Below are 19,808 nucleotides of genomic sequence, written 5' to 3'. Positions count from 1 at the left end.
GGTCTATTAGAGTGTCATCATGAACAAACACAATGAACATGATACCCGCGAACATCTTCTGGCCACCGGCGAACGCCTGTGTCTTCAGCGCGGCTTTACCGGCATGGGGCTGAGTGAACTGCTGAAAACGGCAGGGGTGCCGAAGGGATCGTTTTATCACTACTTCCGCTCCAAGGAATTATTCGGCGTAGCCCTGCTGGAACGCTATTACGAAGATTACCTGGAGCGACTGACCGGTCATTTTGAGCACGGCCCGGGGAATTACCGTGATCGCTTTCTCGCGTATTACGGCGATATTCTGAAAAATGCCTGTCAGCACAGCCGTATTCAGGGCTGTCTGACGGTCAAATTATCCGCCGAAGTGTGTGATTTATCGGAAGATATGAATGCCGCGATGGATAAGGGCGTCAGTAAAGTGATCGCACTGCTGGCGCAAACCCTGGAAAACGGAAGAAAAGAAAATTCGCTGACGTTTCAGGGCGATGCGCAGCACGCCGCACAGGTCTTTTATTCGTTATGGCTGGGGGCAAATTTGCAGGCAAAAATTTCCCGCAGTACCGCGCCGCTGGAAAGTGCACTGGCGCACGTTGAAACACTGATTACCGCGCCTGAGTAATTTTCCCCGGGCGTTTTTATTTATCTGAAAACTAGTCGACTGGTCTAATCCGGAGTTACTATGTCACAACAACCATTGTCACAGAAAAAACTGTTTACCCCGCTGAAAGTGGGCGCCTTTACCGCACCGAACCGCGTCTTTATGGCACCGCTGACCCGGCTGCGCAGTATCGAACCCGGTGATATCCCGACCCCGCTGATGGGGGAATATTACCGTCAGCGCGCCGGGGCCGGGCTGATTATTTCGGAAGCCACTCAGATTTCGGCACAGGCCAAAGGCTATGCCGGTGCGCCGGGGCTGCACAGTCCGGAACAGATTGCGGCCTGGAAAAAAATCACAGCCGGTGTGCATGACGCAGGCGGCCACATTGCTGTCCAGCTGTGGCATACGGGGCGGATTTCTCATAACAGTATCCAGCCGGGACAACAGGCTCCGGTAGCACCGTCTGCTATCAGTGCCGGAACCCGTACCTCACTGCGTGATGAGAATGGTCACGCTATCCGTGTCGATACCTCCATGCCGCGCGCACTGGAAACCAGTGAAATCCCGGGGATTGTGAATGATTTCCGTCAGGCGGTAGCTAATGCACGGGAGGCCGGATTTGATATGGCAGAACTGCATTCTGCTCATGGTTATCTGCTGCACCAGTTTTTATCGCCGGATGCCAACCACCGCACCGATCAGTACGGCGGCAGCCGTGAAAACCGCGCCCGTCTGGTGCTGGAAGTAGTGGATGCCGTCTGTGCAGAGTGGGGACCGGAACACATAGGGATCCGTGTATCACCAATCGGTTCATTCCAGAATATGAGCAACGGCCCGGATGAAGAAGCGGATGCTCTGTATCTGATTGAAGAACTGAATAAACGTAATATCGCGTATCTGCATATGTCTGAGCCGGACTGGGCAGGCGGTAAGCCGTACAGCGAAGATTTCCGTTGTAAGGTTCGTTCTCTGTTCCGTGGCGTGATCATCGGTGCCGGTGCCTATACTCCGGAAAAAGCCGAAGATCTGATTGAAAAAGGGCTGATTGATGCAGTGGCATTTGGTCGCGATTACATCGCCAATCCGGATCTGGCGGCACGTCTGGCGAAAAAAGTGCCGCTGAACCCGCAGCGTCCGGAATCCTTCTACGGCGGTGGTGCCGAAGGGTATACCGATTATCCGTTTATGTCATAACAGACATTAACCCGGCGGCAGAAAACAGCCGCCGGGTTATTTTTACGGGCGGATAATCGTGTGTGCATACACCGTGCTGTAGCCATCCATCTCTATTTTGCGGAACTCCACATCAAAGACCGCATTTAATAAAGAGGATTCCAGCAGTGCCGCAGATGAACCGAAATAGCGTAATTGCCCCTGTGATAACACAATAACCGATTCAAAATAGCGGAATACCATATCCAGTTCGTGCAGACATACTACCACCAGTTTTTCTTTTCCCTGTGCCGTTAAATCCTCAATCAGCTGCATCCGGTGTTTTATATCCAGTGCTGCACCCGGTTCATCAGCAAGTATCACCGGCGGATCACACATCAGTGCCATTGCGGTCAGCACCCGGCTTTTTTCTCCGCCTGATAATATATGCCAGTGTTTATCCAGTAACGGCTGTAATTCATATTTCCGGCAGGCAGATGCTTTTGCGGCTTTCGGGTCAGCTGCCCGCTCTGCGGCCAGCGAAATTAATTCATCTGTCCGCTGATCCCAGCAGGGATTAAAACTCTGCGGGATAAGACCGATTTTCCGCATCCGCGCAGCGCCTTTATAACGGCTGATATTTTTCCCGTCCAGTGTCACGGCACTGAATACCTCCGGGGTCAGCCCGGATAATGCTTTTATCAGCGTGGATTTACCGGAACCGTTCGGGCCGATAAGCGCAATGCTGCCTCTGGCGGGTAAATGCAGGGAATCAACAGACAGTATTGTTTTATCCTGTTTACGGACGTTCAGGTTATTCACTGTTATCATGATTTTCTCACCCGTTTCGCCAGCAGATAAATAAAGAAAGGGCCGCCGATAAAGGCGGTGATCAGTCCGAGCGGTATTTCCCCCGGCGGCAGCAGGCTGCGCGATAATGCATCGGAGAACATCACCAGTGCCGCACCAATAACAGCGGAGGCGGGCAGAACATATTTATGGCGGGCACCGGTCTGCCAGCGGGCAATATGCGGGGCAATCAGCCCGATAAAACCAACAACACCGCCGAGTGAAACGGCAATCGCCACAATGGCGGATCCGGCAATTAAGGCCAGCACGGTAAACCGTTCAACGGATAAACCGAAACTCATGGCCATTGTTCTGTCCAGTCCCATTAAATCCAGCCCGTCAGATAACAGATAAACGGATAACAGAACGGCAGTCAGGGTTAACATCAGGCTGATAATCAGACCTTCTCCGGACGGGGTTTGTATTCCGCCCAGAATCCAGCTTAATACCACCTGAAGGCTGGTACTTTCATCGGATAATGCCATCATCATAAATGAACGGGCGGCATTTAACACCGCACTGACAGCCACCCCGGTTAATAACAGCGTGGCGGTATCCAGTGATCCGGCAATCCGCGAGACGGATAACACAATAAATATCGCCGCCAATGCCCCGCTGAAAGCAAATAGCGGCAGCGATACCGCCAGCGGTAAGCCGAGCGGGACTAATAATGCCACTGTTCCGCCGATCGCCGCACCGCCGGAGGATCCTAATAACCACGGCTCTGCCAGCGGGTTGCGGAATACCCCCTGAAAAATGGCGCCGCTTAATCCCAGTAATGCACCGGTAAATCCGGCGGTAATCACACGCGGTAAACGCCATTCGGTTAATAAGCGGGATGTTAAGTCATCACTGTAAAACAGGGCGCTTACCACTTTCAGCGGACTCTCCCATGTATGTCCCGCACAGGCGGAGAAAATAAATGCGGCGAAGAGAATGAGTAACAGACTGACTATTTTCACTGTCTCAGGCTCCATTGCTCAAAGATATCAGACATATATTCAATACCGTCAATAATCCGCGGGCCGGGAATAAGCACATAGGCACTTTTGACCGGATAAATATCGTTGTTTTTTACCGCTTTCATTTGTGACCAGCCGGGAAGTGTCAGTAAATCCCGGATTTTGTCTCCGGAAATGGTGTACAAAATAATATCCGGATCGGCGGCGATAATTGCTTCCGGGGATACCTGTTTCAGCGCCGGTCCGGCCTGCTTATATTCCTCCAGCGCCAGCGTTCCGCCCGCTTTTAAAATGGAATCGGCGGTATATCCCGGTGTTTTTTTATACGCCTGCGGCCTGGCAACCAGTAATAACCCGTTACTGACCTGACCGGTGATCATAATGACCCTTGGTGCGCGGTAACCGGCGGATTTTTGCTGAACAGTATGCAGCCGCTGTTCCATTTCCGCCGCCACCTGTTCGCCTTTTTCCGTTGTTTTGGTGACCTGTGCCACCAGACGGATATTATGAATAATTTCCTCAATACTGTTTCCCTCCAGCACCAGCACAGGAATGCCGAATTTGCGCAGCGGTGTTAATAACTGATGCGTAGCCTGGCGGGCAGGGGTCATAATTACCAGATCCGGTTTCTGTTCAATGATCCGCTCAAGGGAAAACCCGAGGCGGCCGCCGATTAACGGTTTATTTTTGATTTCATCCGGGAAATAGGTATAGGCATCAATACCGGCGATATTGTCAGCCAGTCCGAGGAGCGCCACAATTTCGGTATTTGATGAAAAGATAGTCACAATGCGCTGCGGTTTTTCGTTCAGTGTGACCGGCGCAGATAATTGCGCCATCATACTGAAAGCAGGCAGAGCATGGCACAGGGCCATGCTCAGAGTGATAATTATAATCAGGACTTTCATTATTGCCGGTTAAAAACGGTATGTTACACCGGCAATAAATGACCGGCCCGGCATAGAGGTTCCGAGACTACCGTTCGATTTCGACGGCAGCATAATATACGGGTCTTCATCCAGGGCAAAAAAGACCGGATGCTCGTTTTTATCCAGAATATTGTCTATCCGTCCGTACAGCGTCAGTGACTGGCTGATATCCACATCTGCCTGAAGGTTCCAGACCATAAACGGTGCTTTGCGCATCACATAAGAGGAATAAGGGCGGACATCCGGGATAATACCTTCCTCTGTTTTATACCACATCGGCCCGCGCAGAATTCCCTGTAACTGAAGACTCCACGGATAACGGGCATTGGTAAAATAGAGCTCGTTAATAAACGCCGCCTGATACTGATACATGCGCTGAACTTTATTACTGTTATTGGTTGCGGTTATTTTGGCGCCTTTATCTTCCATATCGAAATTCCAGCTGCCGTTTAAACGCATGACCCAATCCCAGTCTGTCTGCCAGTCAAATACACGGTTAACGGTGGCACGGCTGTTAATTTCCAGACCGCGCACCACAATATCATCGTCGCTGTTGGCGTACTGGTAGACATTCGGTGCCAGAACGTTGGTCTGTATTCTGTTCTGAATCGTATTCTGAAAGAGGGCAATATCGATGGAGTTCAAAGAGTCACCGAGTGTCGCACCCACTTCAAACTGACGGTTACTTTCTGCTTTCAGTGAACTGTTGCCCAGATATTGCGTGCCGGACAGCGTAATATAATCCGCGCCCAGTTGTGTGGCGGTCGGCGCACGGTAACCGGTGGCGACGGAAGATTTCAGATTCAGCCAGTCATTGACCTGATAGTTGGTACCGAGACTCCAGGTTAACTGATTATATGACGCGCTGCCGGTGAACTGATTATCCAGGTTCGGTGTTTTATCGAAATTGGTTTTCCCGTAGGTATAACGCATCCCGCCGCGGATTATCCAGCTGTCATCAAATAAACTCTGCCGGTCATCGAAATAAACGGCATACTGGTTTTCAGTCTGGTTATTATCATACGGCGCGGATTGTTTCAGCGGGTTGCCGCTGACACTGACCTGATTACGTTCTGAACGCAGACGGCTGTATTCATAATCCACCCCTAATAACAGATCATTCTGCTCATGGAGTTTAATCACCGGCTGGAATTTCACGCCGTAAATATCCAGCTGACGACGGTTATGATCACTGCGGGTTTTTGCGGTTAACGGTGATGCCCAGCGGAAATTATCCACGTCCTGCACAAAATAGGCGTGGCTGTTCATTCTGAAAATACTGTCATCGGTGCCGTTTTTCCAGACCACATCCGCTGAGCGGTTATAACGGGTATCTTTGGCGTAAATATTCCCGGTTGACCCCCGGAAACCGCCGTCATAAATACCGTCAGTCCGCAAAGAGACATCGAGCAGGTTACTTTCGTTGATCTGCCAGCCTAAATTACCGCTTAAACCAAAACGTTCCCAGTTGGTATTTTCCTGTTTGTGGCCGCCTTTCCCGGAATGGTAATCATCACGGCGTCCGGCTTCAAACCCGACATAGCCGTAAATATCGCCGTCATCATTCTGGAAACCATAGCCGCCGTAAGTCTGCGCCAGTCCCCAGGATCCTGTTTCCGCTGAAATTTTGCCGCCTTCGTCGGTTAATCCGTTTTTCAGGAAAATATTAATCACACCGCCCATCGCCTGAGAGCCGTAAATAACCGAAGAAGGGCCCCGGATAACTTCAATCCGGCTGACATCTTTCGGTGATAATTTGGATAAGTTCGCGGTTCCCGCACGGCGGCCGTTAACTAATACCAGCACCTGTCCGGCAAAATCTTTTCCCTGACCATCCGTTGCGGCACCGCGGATATTAATGGATGTCTGCCCGGGACTCCATTCACTGAAAAAGCCGACACTGTTCTGTGCCAGTAATTCGGTCAGACTTTCCGCCCGTGAGCGTTCAATCTGGTCGCTGTCGATAACCTGGGTGGTGACGGTGGATTTTCGCTGTTGTTCTTCACGCCCTGACGCGGTGACGATTAATGTGTCACTGTCCGGATCCTGTTTTACGGTATTTTCCGCTCCGGCGGAAAATTGTGAATATGACAGGATCAGTGAAACCAGTGCCAGTTTCCTGCTGTTTATTTTCATTGTTAAAAACTCATTTTTATATAATGCCTGACCAAAACACCGGCTATTACCGGTGGATTTCCCTGAAACAATTTTTCTGAAATAAATAACATCAAGTGTTAATGCGATCCGTTTTCATCTTAAGAAAACAGGGAAGGCTAAGTCACTAAAAAATATGACTAATCGTCTGAAACGGGAAAGTGGTCAAGATAATTGAAAACAAACCGTTACAATCACGCAGGGAGATAATAAGAAAGGTGAGCAGATGTTGAAAATATGCTGCGTTGTTAAAAAATCAGCGGCACCGGAACGATACCGCCGGAGATGATCACAATAAGCGAATGCGGTGCCGGAAACGCTCAATAAATTGCTGATTCCAGTCATCACCGCCGGTGGCGTTGCCGCTTTTCCAGATTGGCGGTTCAATTCCCTGTTGCGCCAGAAGATTGACGGTTTCGGTTATCAGGGCATTGAGCAGAAATGCATTGGCAAAGGTGGACATGGCTGCCACCTGTTGGGTTATCCCCGGAATTTGCATCACCGCATCACCGACCTGCACATGAGAATCCAGTACCAGGTCGGCGATATTACACAGATTTTGTCCCGAAGGATGGCGCGCGGGGTGATCTGCCGGTGTTTCCCCGGCGTGGGCAACCGACGTTACTGCTATCACCGTCACTCCGCGCTTTTTCGCTTCAAGGGCAATATCAATGACTGAGGCATTAATACCGTAAGCATTGATAAGCACCATCACTTCTCCGGCCTGTACCGGGTTGTTATTCATTACAATTCTGCCGAATCCCGGCAGCCGCTCAACCGCCATTGAACGCAGCGCACCGTTTGTCAGCAGCGTTCCTTCATCCAGGATCGGGTTAATGTGCATCAATCCCCCGGCGCGGAAAAAAACCTCCTGAGGGCCGAGATTGGAATGCCCGCCGGAGGCCGCCACGTGGATCAGGTTATCGCGGACTATTTGTTCTGCGAGCAGGGCAGCGGCCCGGGGCAGCGTTTCCCGGTTACTGTCCAGCACCGTGTGCAGATGCGTGGTGATTTTGCCGAGATACTCAGCGGATAACGCCAGCGGATCAGTTGTTGTATTCATCATCATTATGCGCGGTAAACCGCCTCCCCGTGAAGATAGGTTTCCAGCACCTGCAATGTGCTGCCCTGTATATCCAGTAACACGATATCCGCCCGTTTTCCGGCGGCGAGTGTGCCTCTGTCTGTCAGCCCGAGGAATACAGCCGGATTTTCGGCGGCGTAATGCCAGGCCTGTTCTGCGTCACTCAGCCCGCTGCGGATCAGAAAGCTGATGCATTCAAGGGCTGACTGCGCCGAACCGGCCAGCAGTTCCTCATTCGCAGCCAGATGCAGACGGCCTTGCTCTGTCAGTACCACATCACCACCGATATGGGTGTGATAACGGCCCGGAGTCATACCGCCGAATGCGGTGGTATCGCTGGTCAGCAGAATTTTGTCCTGTTTGGCGCGCAAAATCACTTTGATCAATGACGGCGGCAGATGAAAACCATCGGTAATAATGCCGCTCCATAAGCTGTCTTCAGCCAGTTGTGCCCAGATGGGGTTGTGATGACGGTGCATCTGTAATTCACAGCCGTTACCGAGGTGAGTGGACATGGTCGCGCCCAGTTCTGAGGCACGGCGGATTTGCTCCGGTGTGGCTGCAGTATGGCCGATGGAGACCCGGATATTATTCTCAGTACAAAAGCGGATGGTGTCGGCCAGTCCGTCTTCCTGTTCAGGTGAAAGTGTCAGGATCCGCAGCAATCCCTGAGATACGCTGTGCCAGCGGCGAACTTTTTCACGATCACAATGCTGCACACAGGCTTTATCGTGCGCACCGCGCGGCCCGCTGACCGGTGAAATAAACGGACCTTCCAGATGAATCCCCGCCGTTGAGGCACGGATACGGGGATCGGCGGCACAAAAGGCCGCAAAATCAGACATCAGTTGATAAATTGCCTCATCACTGTTGGTGATAACGGTCGGGCACAGGCTGGTTACGCCTTTCTGATACAGTTTTTCGTAACTGTGGCGGACATCATCCCGGTGCAGCGGCAGGGTGTTGTAATCGGTTCCCGCATAGCCGTTGACCTGTAAATCCACCAGTCCGGCGGCGACATACGGCAGATTTTCCGGCGCATCGGTATTCAGCGGCTCAATAGTGGTAATAACACCATTGTCTGTTGTGATGGTGACCGGCTTTCCGTTCAGGGTTTTACCGCAGATTTGTGTCAGCATAAATCCGCTCCTGAATCGGTATCCAGATAAAGAAATGCACTGTTATGGCGGCGCAGAATGGTGGCCGGCAGATCTTCACTGATCGGATCCCGGATCATCCGGGTGACAGCCTGCCGTTTGGTGGCGGCCGGCACCACACACACCATATGACGGGCGCTGACCAGCGCAGAAATTGTCAGAGTCAGGGCATACATCGGGACATCATCAGTCCGCGCAAAACAGCCGTCATTAACCTGTTGCTGACGGCACTGTTCATCCAGTTGCACCCGTTTGACAACCGCGCTGTCACTGAAATCCGCCACCCACGGGTCATTAAAAGCAATGTGCCCGTTTTCACCAACCCCCAGACACACCAGATCCACCGGTGCAGCGGAAAGCAGCCCGGCATAGCGGCGGCATTCGGCTTCACTGTCCGTGGCATGCGCCCGGATAAAGTGTGCGGCAGCCGGTTTCACCGCATCAAACAGATGTTCCTGAATATAGTGGCTGAAGGCCTGCGGTGCGCCGGGTGGCAAGCCGATATATTCATCCATATGAAATGCAGTGACTTTTGACCAGTCGATTTCCGGGAATGTTTGCAGATGCTGCAAAAATTCATTCTGAGACGGAGCAGAGGCAAAAATAATACGGACTTCCGGCTGTGATGCCTGACACTGAACAATAATATCGCGGGCTTTTTCAGCTGCCGCGCGTCCCATCGCATCACGGTTTGCATAAACAGCATAGTGCAGCAGATCTTTCTGACCGGCAGTGACAAGAGAATCAGTCATTATTATGTTCCTCTGACAGGCGGAATAACGCCTCTGTAAAAAGGTGCTCCGCCTGTGGTGCAAACGGGGCATCAAGATAAAAGTAGTATGCTGAACCGTGCGGCTCATAGCCGCCTTCGGCAATCTGGCGGGCTGACGGCAGGTAACCGGCCATGCCGTTGCTGTAGCCGATCCCCAGGAAGTATTGCCCTTTGGCGCGTAATAATTGCTGGTAGTGATTCACAACTTCCGCACTGACGGTCAGCAGTTTCAGCTGTGGTGAAAGGTGCAGGCAGGTCAGGGTGATGGTTTGTTCAGCACGCAGAGAAATTCCGCGTTCTGTCTGTTCCAGTTTGTAAACCGCCCATTCATGTTCAATCGTGTCCGGCGCATGTTCATCACGGAACTGAATCAGTTGTTCGTTATTCATCACAGGCTGTAAGGGCAGTGAAACCTGACGCTGCCGGAAATACGGCGGGATGGTCAGCGGAAGATGCGGCAAATCAGGTTGTTCCAGCGCATCGAGAAAAAGGGCGGTCAGCTGTTTTCCGCAGATTTCCATCTGTGCATAATCCGCGCGGTAAAACTGCCCGTCACGGCTCAGGTCAGGGCGCAGATCACCGCAGAATCCCTGTAACAGCAGACAGACTGCCCCCGGGAAGGCCGTTTCAATTTCATCACAAACCACTCCCGGATATTCACCGGAGAGAATATTGTCGCCGGTAATGGTCGGGTGGCACTGGTTATGCACCAGCACTGCGCAGACATTCTGATCCGCATCCGTAAACCGCACCAGTGTGGCGGTGGTATCCGCCGGTTCATCCGGGTTCGGTGCCATGATGATTTCACCGTTCACCATCAGCCGTCGGTGAACTGCCAGAGGGCAGTCTGACACCGCAACCTGTGCTGTCACCGGTTTCCCGGCGGCGAGCGCTGTCTGTAAACCGGTAATAACCTGTTGTGTGATAAATGCCGTGTATTGCGTATCGCATTCACCCAATTGCGGCGAGTGGTTATCCGCTGTCTGCGGTGCACAATGACTGTGGGTGGCGGTCAGGATCAGATCCAGCCCGGCCAGTTCCGGGATGTCTGCCAGCGCTGTGCGGATCTGACGGTCAAGATTATCCCCGGCAAACAGCAGTTCAAGACAGACAACGGCGTACTGCCGGTTCCAGATAAAGCAGCGTGCATACAGCGGCATGCCAATCTGTGTGCACGGCTGATTCCGGAACGCAAATCCGCCCAATTTCACCGGCAGTGACGGTGTGATATCGGTTTTACTGACGCCGAGGATCATGACGGCTGCCCGCACAGTGAGACAATCAGTTGCAGATTGCGCATGATATGGAACGGATCTTTCACCGGCAGCGCAACAACCTTGTTCAGCGGCACGCCTTCACGGTCACGGATTTGTGTCCATTCCCCCTGTTCACGATTCGGGAAGGTGTTCAGTACATAGTCTGCCGTCTGCTGATAGAGGCTGAAAAATTGCGGATCGTCATTCTGTTCCGCCATCAGCAGCAGGGTATACAGCGCTTCTGAATGCACCCACCAGATTTTACTGCTCCAGGTGTCCGCTATCAGGGTTTCATACGGATCACTGCCGGATAACCGCCCGGCAGGCGGAGAGCCGTCTGCCAGGGTATAACGGAACAGTCCGCCGTATTGATCATCCCAGCCCATGTGCCACATCAGTGAGGTAATTTTCGCAATGGCGGGCAGATACGTTTCTGTCTCACCAAGCAGTTGCGCGGCATGGAAGCAGAACCACATATTTTCCAGCGTGTGCCCCGGTGTTTTATGACGGCCGAGCAGGGTATCGCGGTGCTCAGGAACAACCTTCATCTCCAGCGGGATCAGGGTTTCCGGATCGTGAAACTCAGTAAAAATCCGCCCGAGACTTTGCCGTGTCCGGATTGTCAGCCCGGAAAGCGCCGGGTGCTGATAGCGGAGAGCATAACGCAGCAGTTCCGTTACCGTTCCCAGCATAATCATTTCATAGGCATAGGGTTCAAACCCCGGCGGAGCGGGATACGGTTCACTCCGCACCCGGCCGGATGCCAGCCGCTGACTGACATTGTCATACAGCGCCAGTGCATGCTCAAAATACCCGCTTTCTCCGGAGACAAAGGCATATTCACACAGGCCAATCACCACAAAGCAATCCGCGTAAAACGAGGTGTCATATCCCTCGCCCGGATTCATTTCCAGCTTGTTGCCATGGCGATCCAGTAAGAAAGCGCAATGGCCATTATCGAGGAAAGCATGATTCAGCAGAAAATCCGCGGTCTGTTTTGCGTGTGCCAGCAGGGGGGCGGAATCCCCCTGACACAACCCGCTGCGGATGAGCGCCGCCTGACGGCTCTCATTCCACAGAAAGCGTCCCTGAGACCAGGTAAATTTGTTCTTACTCAGCAGGGTGCCGCCGTCATTACTGAAGCAGGTAAACACGCCGCCGGACTCCGTATCAAGCGCCCGCAGCCAGAACGGCAGGATGTTCTGTTCCAGCTCCTGCTGCCATAAGGCGCGGCATTGTGCTTTCTGTTGTGCGGTTAATCCCATATCAGTTACCTCCGTCACGGCTCAGTTTGTGCATCAGGGCATCCACTTCCGGTTTTACCGGATTTTTGCGTGCCACAATGGCCGCCAGGGTAAAGAACACCAGAGAGCAGAAAACAGGGCCGCCGACAGATAACGCCATTGACGGTGCGGTAACAAACAGTTTGGTGCCGGCAAAGACCGCCAGACCAATCAGCATGGAGGTAATGGCAATCTTCGGACCGCAGTGCTTATAGAACGGCAGCAGACCCAGAACCATCGGAATAGACGCCGGTCCGATTAATCCGCCGAACCACACCACAATCAGCCCGATGATGCCGCCGAAATGCTCCTGATTCAGTGCCAGGACAATAGTGCAGAGAGTAAAGGTGAAGGTGACGGTACGCGCCATCCACAGCGGGGTTTCACCGTTGGCTCTTTTCACTTTTTTCGAGATCAGCGGCAGGATATCCCGCGACAGCACGGAGCTGATGGCGTTGGCATCAGAGGCCACCATCGACAATGTGGCGGCAAACATCGAAGCGAGGATCACCCCGACAAACCCGGCCGGCAGATATTTCAGTGTCAGCATGGAATAGATTTGTGTCTGTTCGCCGTGCGGTACATCAGGGATCAGCAGCGGAGCCGCCCACATCGGTGCAAACAGAATCAGCGGCCAGACCAGATAGAGAGATGCGGACAGGATCATCGCGCGGCGTGCCTGTTTACCGTCCGGTGAGGCGATAAAGCGGGATGCGAGGTTCCAGGTACCGCCGTTATAACTGAGAAAACAGACAAATGCGAAGCTGGCAAAGAACAGCGGGCTGTACTGGCCATTAAACCAGTCACTGTTACCGGCGGGTAATCTGTCCCACATATCCAGATAGTTGGTGCCGATATCCCCCAGGTGAGACTGCACCACGAAGAACATAATGATCCCCGCAGCAACCCCGACCAGGAACTGGAAAAAGTCATTCATAGTATCGGCCCACAGCCCGCCGACGGTGACATAAATCATCGCCACCACGCCGGAAATCAGCACACCGTAAATGATCGGAATACCGGTAAAGCCATAGAACAGCACGCCGATCGCCGCGTATTTCCCGGCGGTATCCAGCAGTTTCAGCAGAACGCCCAGCCAGGCGATCACCTGCTGGGTTTTAATATCGTAACGGATTTTCAGGTATTCGGTCGGTGACTGAATCTGCAACGCATCACGCAGCCGTGCCCAGCGGGGAACAATCAGCCACGCGCCGAGCAGACAGGCGATAGTCACGTTCAGCGCCCACCAGACATACAGGTTAAACCCGGTCGCATAGGCAAGGGCGGCATAACCGGTAAACACCACGCCGGAATACCCGGACACATGATGAGAAATCCCGGCCAGCCACCAGGGCAAACCACCGCCCGCGACATAAAAATCATTAGTACCTTTAACACGACGGTAAGCATTTAAGCCGATACCTATCATGATAATGAAGAAAAGTGAGAGTGTTATCCAGTCCGGCGTTTGCATCTTATTGATTCCTTATAATTATTTTGTCATCAACATCTACAGTAAAACGGGGGATTGCGGGTACTGACATAAAATGGATAATCGGCAGCAGAGAACTGCTGATCCTGACTGTACATTAATTACACATGCTGTAAATATAATTAATTCCACTGTATGTTATTAATTCGATCTGACTCACAATTCAACAACAAACGGCAGGGCACCAATGGTGATTTATCCGGCAGATAATGTGTGATACATATAGGATAATCACATAACCCGCTATTGACTTATCAGGTAAACAGCTGAAAATCAGTCTGTTCCTCACTCACTGAACCGGAAAACAGATCATTATGGTGAAACCGTCTCTTTCGTCAGAACGCAAACAGCATCTGTTCCGGCAAATTCTGGACGGATACAAAACGCAGGCGGTGATCACCCGTAAAGGGCTCGCGATCACCAACAAACTGCGCCCGGCTACAGTGACGCAGTTGATCGGTGAAATGATCCAGAGCGGCATTATTGCTGAGGACACCATTAATCACCAGCCCGGACCGGGACGCCCGGAAGTCGGCATTATTCCGGATTTCCGGTTACTGACTGCTATTTTTATCTGCATTGATGCCCGCAATATTACCGCGTCGCTGGTGGATATCCGGGGTGTGGTTCTCGCCGGTGTGCATCAGCCTGTTCACGATGATAATGCTGACAGTGATACACTCCTGAACTGCTTCCGGATACTGATCAGCCGTCTGCTGCAAAACTGCCGGGCGGATACCCGTGTACAGGGGATTATTATTTCGCTGCCGGGGGTTATGGACGCGGAACATTGCCACTGGCTCTACACCAACCGCTGGCCGAAAGCCCGCCATATGGATTTATCGCAGCTGGCCACGGAGTTCTCCATTCCGGTCTGTCTGGTGAAAAACTTACAGGCGGAGCTGAATGCCTTTGTCCTTGAAAATCATGAACTGTCCGCCCGGCGTGTTCTGTATGTCCACTGGGGGGAAGGGATTGGCGCGGCAAGTTATTCAAAACAGCAGATAAATGCCAACCAGCAGGGGCTGTTCGGCGAACTCGGGCAGCTCACGTTCGGCAATTCGCAGACGATTGAGCAGATGTTTTCGCTGTCCGCACTGCGCGGCGTACTGAGTGAAGCGCTGCCCGGCGATTTAAGCAATGAGCGGGCAGCGGCAAAAACATTACAGCATGCAGATATTACCGTTATTCCGTGCCTGAAAACGGCGGCGGATATCTGGGGACGGGTGCTGGCAAATATCTATTTTATTCTGTTCCCGGATGTCATTATTTTCTCCGGCCCGTTCACTCACAATGAGACATTATTCCGTGAAATCACCACCGGGTTCAGTCAGCATGTCCCGGATTATTTTGAGCAGAATGTCACATTCACTATCAACCATAAATCGTATATGAACGAAATGAACGGTGCATTATCACCGTTCTTTGATGCGCTGGTGGCGGAATATTGCTGTCAGGAGAGTTGATCAGCGTCTGGAAATAATCTGAACAGAGCGGATTTTTTTACCATAATTCAGCACGCTCTTTTTTCCGCTCATCTCAGTATGAGATTCACCGGTGAAATTTTCACCTTCATAAAAACGAACCTGCCAGCCCGGCGGAATAATCGCCGAAGAAAGCGTGCCGTCAAAATCTGAGCGGGATAAATCCGGAATATCTTCACTGACCTCAAGGTAGTTTCCCCGCTGCCAGTTTTCCGCATAAAGAACAACGGCGCTGCGTATTTCGTTCTCCTTGGTAATTAATTTACTTGCTGAACACTTTGCCTCATCTTCCCGGCAGAAAATACTGCCGTCACCCTGTGACATCTGACAACGGTGAGATGTATTTTTTCGTGCCAGCGCTTCCGTAATACCTGCTTCAATATACATATCCGTAAAGGGTGATAATCTGCATATAAAAATAGTTTCAGGTTCATAACGATAACCGCCGTGTCCTCCGCTGCGGGCAGAGGCAATGGCGGAGAATAACATCAATAATAACGTTAGTTTTTTCATGGTGTTCCTTATCATTTTAAGTCCGGACAGAGTAAGAGAGTGTTCATCGCCGGGACAGCAGATATATCTGATAAGAGGTTAACTATCCTTAACTTGATTTTTCGACATAACGGCGAATAATGGGCGGGTAAAATTCACAGATATACGCAGTTGTTTATTCCCCGGGGTTTCTTTATGGTCAGTGGTTTATTTATCGGCATCCTGTTCGGTGGGTTGCTCCAGTCAGGTCAATTCTGTTTTGTTTCCGGATTCAGAAATATTCTTTACCAGCGAAATACCCGTTTTCTCACCGCACTGCTGATTGCAGTCACTATTCAGTCCGTTGGTTTCTTTGCCCTGGAATCTGCCGGATTATTACACATACCGGAAGGAAATCTGCCAATCACCGCGACACTCGCCGGTGGCCTTTTATTTGGTGCAGGTATGGTGCTGGCCGGTTGCTGCGGCAGCGGCGCATGGTTCCGTTCCGGTGAAGGATTAACCGGCACCTGGATTGCCTTATTTGCCTTTGTTGTCACCATGGCCGCCGCTCAGAAAGGCAGCCTGAAACATTGGTTTGAACCTTTATTACAGCATCCCGCACAACCGGATACGATTTATAAAACGCTGGATATTTCTCCGTGGTTTCTGGTCGCATTTTTAATTATTCTCACCGCCGGATTACTGATTTATCAGCATTATCACCCCCGTTATACACCGCTGTCACAGGGCCGGTTTAATTATCTGCCACTGAATATTACCGGTCTTCTGATCGGTATTCTCGGGATTATTGCCTGGGTTTTCAGCGCTGAAGCCGGACGTAATTTCGGCTATGGCGTTGCCGTTCCCTCCGGTAATGTTATTCAGTATCTGATCACCGGGCAGCAGCGTTATTTTAACTGGGGAACCTTATTTGTTATCGGTATTTTCGCCGGTTCAATGATAAGTGCGATTATCCGCAAAGAATTCAGATTAACACTTCCGCCTGATGGTATTACGGTGGTCAAACGCCTGGCCGGCGGGATTGTGATGGGAGCAGGGGCAACACTGGCTGGCGGCTGTACCGTCACAAATTCCCTTGTGGCAACCGCTTATTTTTCCTGGCAGGGATGGATTTCCACATTCATGATTATGGCTGGTGTCTGGGTGACCAGTTATTTCTTCCGTGCAGGACAATGTCGTTTATAGGATCATATATGAAAATAAAATCACTCTTTTTTCTGATACCGTTATTACTGTCCGGTTGCGACCAGACCGTGGTAAAAGAGATCGACATTGAAGAACTATCGGAGAACCTGAACAACCCGGAATACATTATTATTGATACCCGGCCGGACAGTTTATATTTCGGCTTTAAAGATAAAGGTGCGACCCGTGGCGGCCATATTAAAGGTGCAATGCAGTTTACCACCGGCTGGCTGGACTTTATCGATGAGAATAAATTCGATGCTTTTGTCGGAGAAAAGGGGATTACCAAAGAAAAGACCCTGGTATTTTACGACAGTGACCCGGATTCACTGGAACGCATTACTGCTGAATTTGCTGCCAAAGGTTTTCAGGTCAGGGCATTTAAATCGTTTATCCAATACAGTAATTCTGATCTGCTGATGGATAAATACCCGAATTATTTTCTGAGTGTTTCTCCCGCCTGGGTTCAGGCTGCACTGAACGGTGAAAAACCGGAAAGTTATATTCATGATCAGAAACCGGTAATATTTGAAGTGTCATGGGGTGACGCGGAACAGTCAAAATCTTATTCGACCCATATTAAAGGGGCATTCCATTTTAATACCGACTGGATAGAAAACGGACCAGTCTGGAATTTATCCGAGCCGGACGTTATCAAAAATAACCTGCTGAAAAACGGTATCCGCAAAGATACCCCGGTGGTTGTATATTCTGAAAATCAGATGGCGGCATTGCGGGTATTATGGGCACTGAAATGGGCGGGTGTTGAGGATGTCCGTTTCCTGAACGGCGGTTTAAATGTCTGGATGGATGCGGAATTACCAACCGAAACCACTCTGAATATACCGGTACCGGTTGCAGATTTCGGTGCGGAAATTCCGGTTAACCCGCAGGTTACAATTGCCATGCCGGCGGAAGCTATACAAGGCCAGAAATCCGGTCTTAAACTTATCAGCAACCGGACATGGGATGAATATACCGGCAAAATTTCCGGTTATGACTACATTCCGCGCAAGGGTGAACCGGCCGGGGCAATATGGGGATTCGGCGGCAAAAATTCGAATGATATGTCCGATTACTATGATCCGGACGGCACATTACGTAATCCGGAAGAGATTTTTGCCTTATGGAAAACGCAGGGTATTGAACCAACCGATCAGGTGGCGTTTTACTGCGGCACCGGCTGGCGGGCAAGTGTTTCCTGGTTTATGACACAACTGGCGGGCTGGGAAAACAGCCGGATTTATGACGGCGGCTGGAATGCCTGGCAGATGGATCCGACATTACCGGTATTAAATAATATTCAGAGCCAAAAACCGGCAGCACTGAATGATTATGGTGAAATCATCAAAAAACCGGGACAATCCTGCAAAAGCTGATTTAACTGAAATACCGGTTTCCGCGGAAATAACGGAAGCCGGTATTATTGGTTATTTACCATGGGCCTTCCGGCCAGATGCTGTCTGTTTTTTTATCCGTATCATCCAGCGAATCAAGATATAAGTTCTCAACCTCGGTACGGGCCCAGGGAGTACGGCGGAGAAACTTCAGACTTGATTTCACACTTGGATCATTTTTAAAGCAGTTAATCCGGATTAACTGACTCAGTTTTACCCAGCCATATTTTTCAACCAATGCATTAACCTGCATTTCGAGAGTAACGCCATGCAACGGGTCATTGGATTTGTGGGCTGTCATCAATAAATATCCTGTTATTTTGCCTGAGCCGGGAAGAATACCGTAAACTCCGGTACATGACAATTCTACATCCGGCAGACGTCAGCGGGCGACGCTGAAAAGAGAGCGGGGCAGATGGAACGCTGTAACAAAGGGGATCTTATAATGAAAATCAGTTTTATTTTTGTGCTCTCATGTGTGCTGATCACAGGATGCAAACCGGACAATTTGTCAAAGCAGCCTCAGAGGATCCGTGAGTTTGACGGCGTCTATACATGCAGGATAAGCCAGTCATTTAATCAATTGGCAATTGAGCAGAAAAATAAACATGTTTTTCCGACTGTAATGACAAAAACCACCATTACGGTTAAAGGTGGCATCATGACAATTCATGGTATGACTTCAGGTGATTACGTCACACATCAGATGTCGGTCACTGAACCACCGGTTACTGATAGCGGGCGTATACTATATTCAGAAGTAGAACTCCGTTATAAAAACGCAAATACACAAGAAGATTTCACAAAGAAATATGGTACTGCATCGGTATCTGAAGGTGATCCTTTTGACAGCGGGTTTATGCAGCAACTCAGTAATTGCAGACTGTCACCGGATGAGGGGATAACACACCAAAGATGACACAAATATTGATGTTAGCTATGGGATTCCTTGTTAATTTAGAAGTAAATATCTGCAGGAACTTCACTTGAGGAGTTGACTAGGTTGATCACGAACGTGATATTAAATAATTCATATATTCCAGAGCCATATCTATGACTACTAACTCTATTTTAAACTTTGGAAACCCGTCTTCATTTTGGAATGTTCCACCGCAAGATGTGAGCAGGCAAGCTACAGCATCACTTCGCGGTTATATTTATCAACTCCACGCTTCGGCCGCCGCGTGGCTTGAGTTGGGCCCCAATGATGAATTATACATAGAGGTAGCAGAGGATTTTGCCGAGATTCTCCGTGAACCAGATTCACTCCATGAAGTTTTAAAAGCCACCCAAGTGAAAGATACTCGTGAGTCAGGAACGGTAACACTAAATTCATCAGATGTGCTAGCCGCAATCGATACGTTGAACAGGCTTAAGATTAATAACCCTGGCAAGGTAGTTAAGCTAGTTTTTCTTACAACATCAGCAATAGGAAAAGAAAGAAAAAATCCATTACCTTCGGGGATACCAGGGCTTATAGCTTGTAGTGGTCAACTAAAATTGGCCACGGTTTTAGAGTTTTTCCGGTATTGGTTTTCTGATTCGTTTGGTGGTAATCC

General features: G+C 50.5%; 19 protein-coding genes. 7 read left to right on the top strand and 12 right to left on the bottom strand.

Annotation, left to right across the window (positions count from 1 at the left end; translation table 11 throughout):
- Window positions 1-19: 19 nt before the first annotated feature.
- Both AB7038_RS00095 and AB7038_RS00090 read left to right on the top strand, forming a co-directional pair.
- Complete coding sequence (locus AB7038_RS00095; protein ID WP_108657069.1) at window positions 20-616, top strand: TetR/AcrR family transcriptional regulator; 597 nt, start codon at window positions 20-22, stop codon at window positions 614-616.
- 75 nt (window positions 617-691) lie between these two features.
- Window positions 692-1,792 (top strand): alkene reductase, encoded by a 1,101-nt coding sequence (locus AB7038_RS00090; protein WP_369452751.1) that lies wholly within the window; start codon window positions 692-694, stop codon window positions 1,790-1,792.
- Between the two features lie 42 nt (window positions 1,793-1,834).
- Here AB7038_RS00090 and AB7038_RS00085 read toward each other — a convergent pair whose 3' ends face one another.
- The 10 genes from AB7038_RS00085 to AB7038_RS00040 form a co-directional block, all read right to left on the bottom strand.
- A complete protein-coding gene (locus AB7038_RS00085) occupies window positions 1,835-2,581 on the bottom strand; it encodes an ABC transporter ATP-binding protein (protein WP_369452552.1) in 747 nt (248 codons plus the stop codon).
- Window positions 2,578-3,561, bottom strand: a complete 984-nt coding sequence (locus AB7038_RS00080) for a FecCD family ABC transporter permease (RefSeq protein WP_247709289.1) — start codon at window positions 3,559-3,561, stop codon at window positions 2,578-2,580. The genes AB7038_RS00085 and AB7038_RS00080 overlap by 4 nt, the downstream gene beginning before the upstream one ends.
- Window positions 3,558-4,469: an ABC transporter substrate-binding protein gene (locus AB7038_RS00075; RefSeq protein ID WP_369452551.1), complete on the bottom strand. Its 912-nt coding sequence runs from the start codon at window positions 4,467-4,469 to the stop codon at window positions 3,558-3,560. Before AB7038_RS00075 ends, AB7038_RS00080 begins: the two co-directional genes overlap by 4 nt.
- Before the next feature lie 9 nt (window positions 4,470-4,478).
- Complete coding sequence (locus AB7038_RS00070; protein ID WP_368888355.1) at window positions 4,479-6,626, bottom strand: TonB-dependent receptor plug domain-containing protein; 2,148 nt, start codon at window positions 6,624-6,626, stop codon at window positions 4,479-4,481.
- Between the two features lie 307 nt (window positions 6,627-6,933).
- Window positions 6,934-7,713, bottom strand: coding sequence for a sugar isomerase domain-containing protein (locus AB7038_RS00065; RefSeq protein ID WP_369452550.1), 780 nt, complete (start codon window positions 7,711-7,713; stop codon window positions 6,934-6,936).
- The gene (locus tag AB7038_RS00060; RefSeq protein ID WP_369452549.1) at window positions 7,713-8,867 is read right to left on the bottom strand and encodes an N-acetylglucosamine-6-phosphate deacetylase; all 1,155 of its coding nucleotides are present in this window, start codon (window positions 8,865-8,867) and stop codon (window positions 7,713-7,715) included. The genes AB7038_RS00065 and AB7038_RS00060 overlap by 1 nt, the downstream gene beginning before the upstream one ends.
- The gene (locus tag AB7038_RS00055) at window positions 8,861-9,637 is read right to left on the bottom strand and encodes a glucosamine-6-phosphate deaminase (RefSeq protein ID WP_369452548.1); all 777 of its coding nucleotides are present in this window, start codon (window positions 9,635-9,637) and stop codon (window positions 8,861-8,863) included. Before AB7038_RS00055 ends, AB7038_RS00060 begins: the two co-directional genes overlap by 7 nt.
- Window positions 9,630-10,913, bottom strand: a complete 1,284-nt coding sequence (locus AB7038_RS00050) for a hypothetical protein (RefSeq protein ID WP_369452547.1) — start codon at window positions 10,911-10,913, stop codon at window positions 9,630-9,632. Before AB7038_RS00050 ends, AB7038_RS00055 begins: the two co-directional genes overlap by 8 nt.
- Window positions 10,910-12,178, bottom strand: a complete 1,269-nt coding sequence (locus AB7038_RS00045) for an AGE family epimerase/isomerase (protein ID WP_368888360.1) — start codon at window positions 12,176-12,178, stop codon at window positions 10,910-10,912. Before AB7038_RS00045 ends, AB7038_RS00050 begins: the two co-directional genes overlap by 4 nt.
- A 1-nt stretch (window position 12,179) precedes the next feature.
- Entirely contained in the window at window positions 12,180-13,670 is a 1,491-nt protein-coding gene (locus AB7038_RS00040) for a sodium:solute symporter family protein (protein WP_368888361.1), read from the bottom strand.
- 332 nt (window positions 13,671-14,002) lie between these two features.
- On the opposite strand from AB7038_RS00040, the gene AB7038_RS00035 reads away from it, so the two are divergent.
- Complete coding sequence (locus AB7038_RS00035; protein WP_369452546.1) at window positions 14,003-15,154, top strand: ROK family protein; 1,152 nt, start codon at window positions 14,003-14,005, stop codon at window positions 15,152-15,154.
- Here the strand turns inward: AB7038_RS00035 and AB7038_RS00030 are convergent, their stop codons facing one another.
- On the bottom strand, window positions 15,155-15,685 hold the full coding sequence (locus AB7038_RS00030) for a hypothetical protein (protein WP_369452545.1): 531 nt from the start codon (window positions 15,683-15,685) through the stop codon (window positions 15,155-15,157).
- Between the two features lie 174 nt (window positions 15,686-15,859).
- Between AB7038_RS00030 and AB7038_RS00025 the strand changes: the two genes are divergently transcribed.
- Window positions 15,860-16,852 carry a YeeE/YedE family protein gene (locus AB7038_RS00025; protein WP_369452544.1) on the top strand — a complete coding sequence of 331 codons (993 nt, stop codon included), beginning with the start codon at window positions 15,860-15,862 and terminating at the stop codon, window positions 16,850-16,852.
- Between the two features lie 8 nt (window positions 16,853-16,860).
- Window positions 16,861-18,231: a rhodanese-like domain-containing protein gene (locus AB7038_RS00020; protein ID WP_369452543.1), complete on the top strand. Its 1,371-nt coding sequence runs from the start codon at window positions 16,861-16,863 to the stop codon at window positions 18,229-18,231.
- A 55-nt stretch (window positions 18,232-18,286) separates the two neighbouring features.
- On the opposite strand, the gene AB7038_RS00015 is transcribed toward AB7038_RS00020, so the two are convergent.
- A complete protein-coding gene (locus AB7038_RS00015) occupies window positions 18,287-18,550 on the bottom strand; it encodes a VF530 family protein (RefSeq protein ID WP_349466838.1) in 264 nt (87 codons plus the stop codon).
- A gap of 144 nt (window positions 18,551-18,694) precedes the next feature.
- On the opposite strand from AB7038_RS00015, the gene AB7038_RS00010 reads away from it, so the two are divergent.
- The gene (locus AB7038_RS00010) at window positions 18,695-19,168 is read left to right on the top strand and encodes a hypothetical protein (RefSeq protein ID WP_369452542.1); all 474 of its coding nucleotides are present in this window, start codon (window positions 18,695-18,697) and stop codon (window positions 19,166-19,168) included.
- Between the two features lie 134 nt (window positions 19,169-19,302).
- The coding region (locus tag AB7038_RS00005; RefSeq protein WP_369452541.1) for a hypothetical protein at window positions 19,303-19,808 on the top strand (506 nt) is incomplete at its 3' end.

It is taken from the genome of Morganella morganii, assembly GCF_041099235.1.
GTDB classification, from domain to species: domain Bacteria; phylum Pseudomonadota; class Gammaproteobacteria; order Enterobacterales; family Enterobacteriaceae; genus Morganella; species Morganella morganii_E.
Note: the sequence above shows the minus strand (reverse complement) of the source record. Positions and strands in the feature narration are given on the sequence as shown.

What these genes read in the sequence shown, in the direction of transcription:
- AB7038_RS00015 (WP_349466838.1), bottom strand. Translation starts at nt 18,550, where the DNA reads ATGACAGCCCACAAATCCAATGACCCGTTGCATGGCGTTACTCTCGAA.
- AB7038_RS00045 (WP_368888360.1), bottom strand. Translation starts at nt 12,178, where the DNA reads ATGGGATTAACCGCACAACAGAAAGCACAATGCCGCGCCTTATGGCAG.
- AB7038_RS00095 (WP_108657069.1), top strand. Translation starts at nt 20, where the DNA reads ATGAACAAACACAATGAACATGATACCCGCGAACATCTTCTGGCCACC.
- AB7038_RS00020 (WP_369452543.1), top strand. Translation starts at nt 16,861, where the DNA reads ATGAAAATAAAATCACTCTTTTTTCTGATACCGTTATTACTGTCCGGT.
- AB7038_RS00025 (WP_369452544.1), top strand. Translation starts at nt 15,860, where the DNA reads ATGGTCAGTGGTTTATTTATCGGCATCCTGTTCGGTGGGTTGCTCCAG.
- AB7038_RS00030 (WP_369452545.1), bottom strand. Translation starts at nt 15,685, where the DNA reads ATGAAAAAACTAACGTTATTATTGATGTTATTCTCCGCCATTGCCTCT.
- AB7038_RS00065 (WP_369452550.1), bottom strand. Translation starts at nt 7,713, where the DNA reads ATGATGATGAATACAACAACTGATCCGCTGGCGTTATCCGCTGAGTAT.
- AB7038_RS00070 (WP_368888355.1), bottom strand. Translation starts at nt 6,626, where the DNA reads ATGAAAATAAACAGCAGGAAACTGGCACTGGTTTCACTGATCCTGTCA.
- AB7038_RS00035 (WP_369452546.1), top strand. Translation starts at nt 14,003, where the DNA reads ATGGTGAAACCGTCTCTTTCGTCAGAACGCAAACAGCATCTGTTCCGG.
- AB7038_RS00050 (WP_369452547.1), bottom strand. Translation starts at nt 10,913, where the DNA reads ATGATCCTCGGCGTCAGTAAAACCGATATCACACCGTCACTGCCGGTG.
- AB7038_RS00055 (WP_369452548.1), bottom strand. Translation starts at nt 9,637, where the DNA reads ATGACTGATTCTCTTGTCACTGCCGGTCAGAAAGATCTGCTGCACTAT.
- AB7038_RS00075 (WP_369452551.1), bottom strand. Translation starts at nt 4,469, where the DNA reads ATGAAAGTCCTGATTATAATTATCACTCTGAGCATGGCCCTGTGCCAT.
- AB7038_RS00060 (WP_369452549.1), bottom strand. Translation starts at nt 8,867, where the DNA reads ATGCTGACACAAATCTGCGGTAAAACCCTGAACGGAAAGCCGGTCACC.
- AB7038_RS00040 (WP_368888361.1), bottom strand. Translation starts at nt 13,670, where the DNA reads ATGCAAACGCCGGACTGGATAACACTCTCACTTTTCTTCATTATCATG.
- AB7038_RS00010 (WP_369452542.1), top strand. Translation starts at nt 18,695, where the DNA reads ATGAAAATCAGTTTTATTTTTGTGCTCTCATGTGTGCTGATCACAGGA.
- AB7038_RS00085 (WP_369452552.1), bottom strand. Translation starts at nt 2,581, where the DNA reads ATGATAACAGTGAATAACCTGAACGTCCGTAAACAGGATAAAACAATA.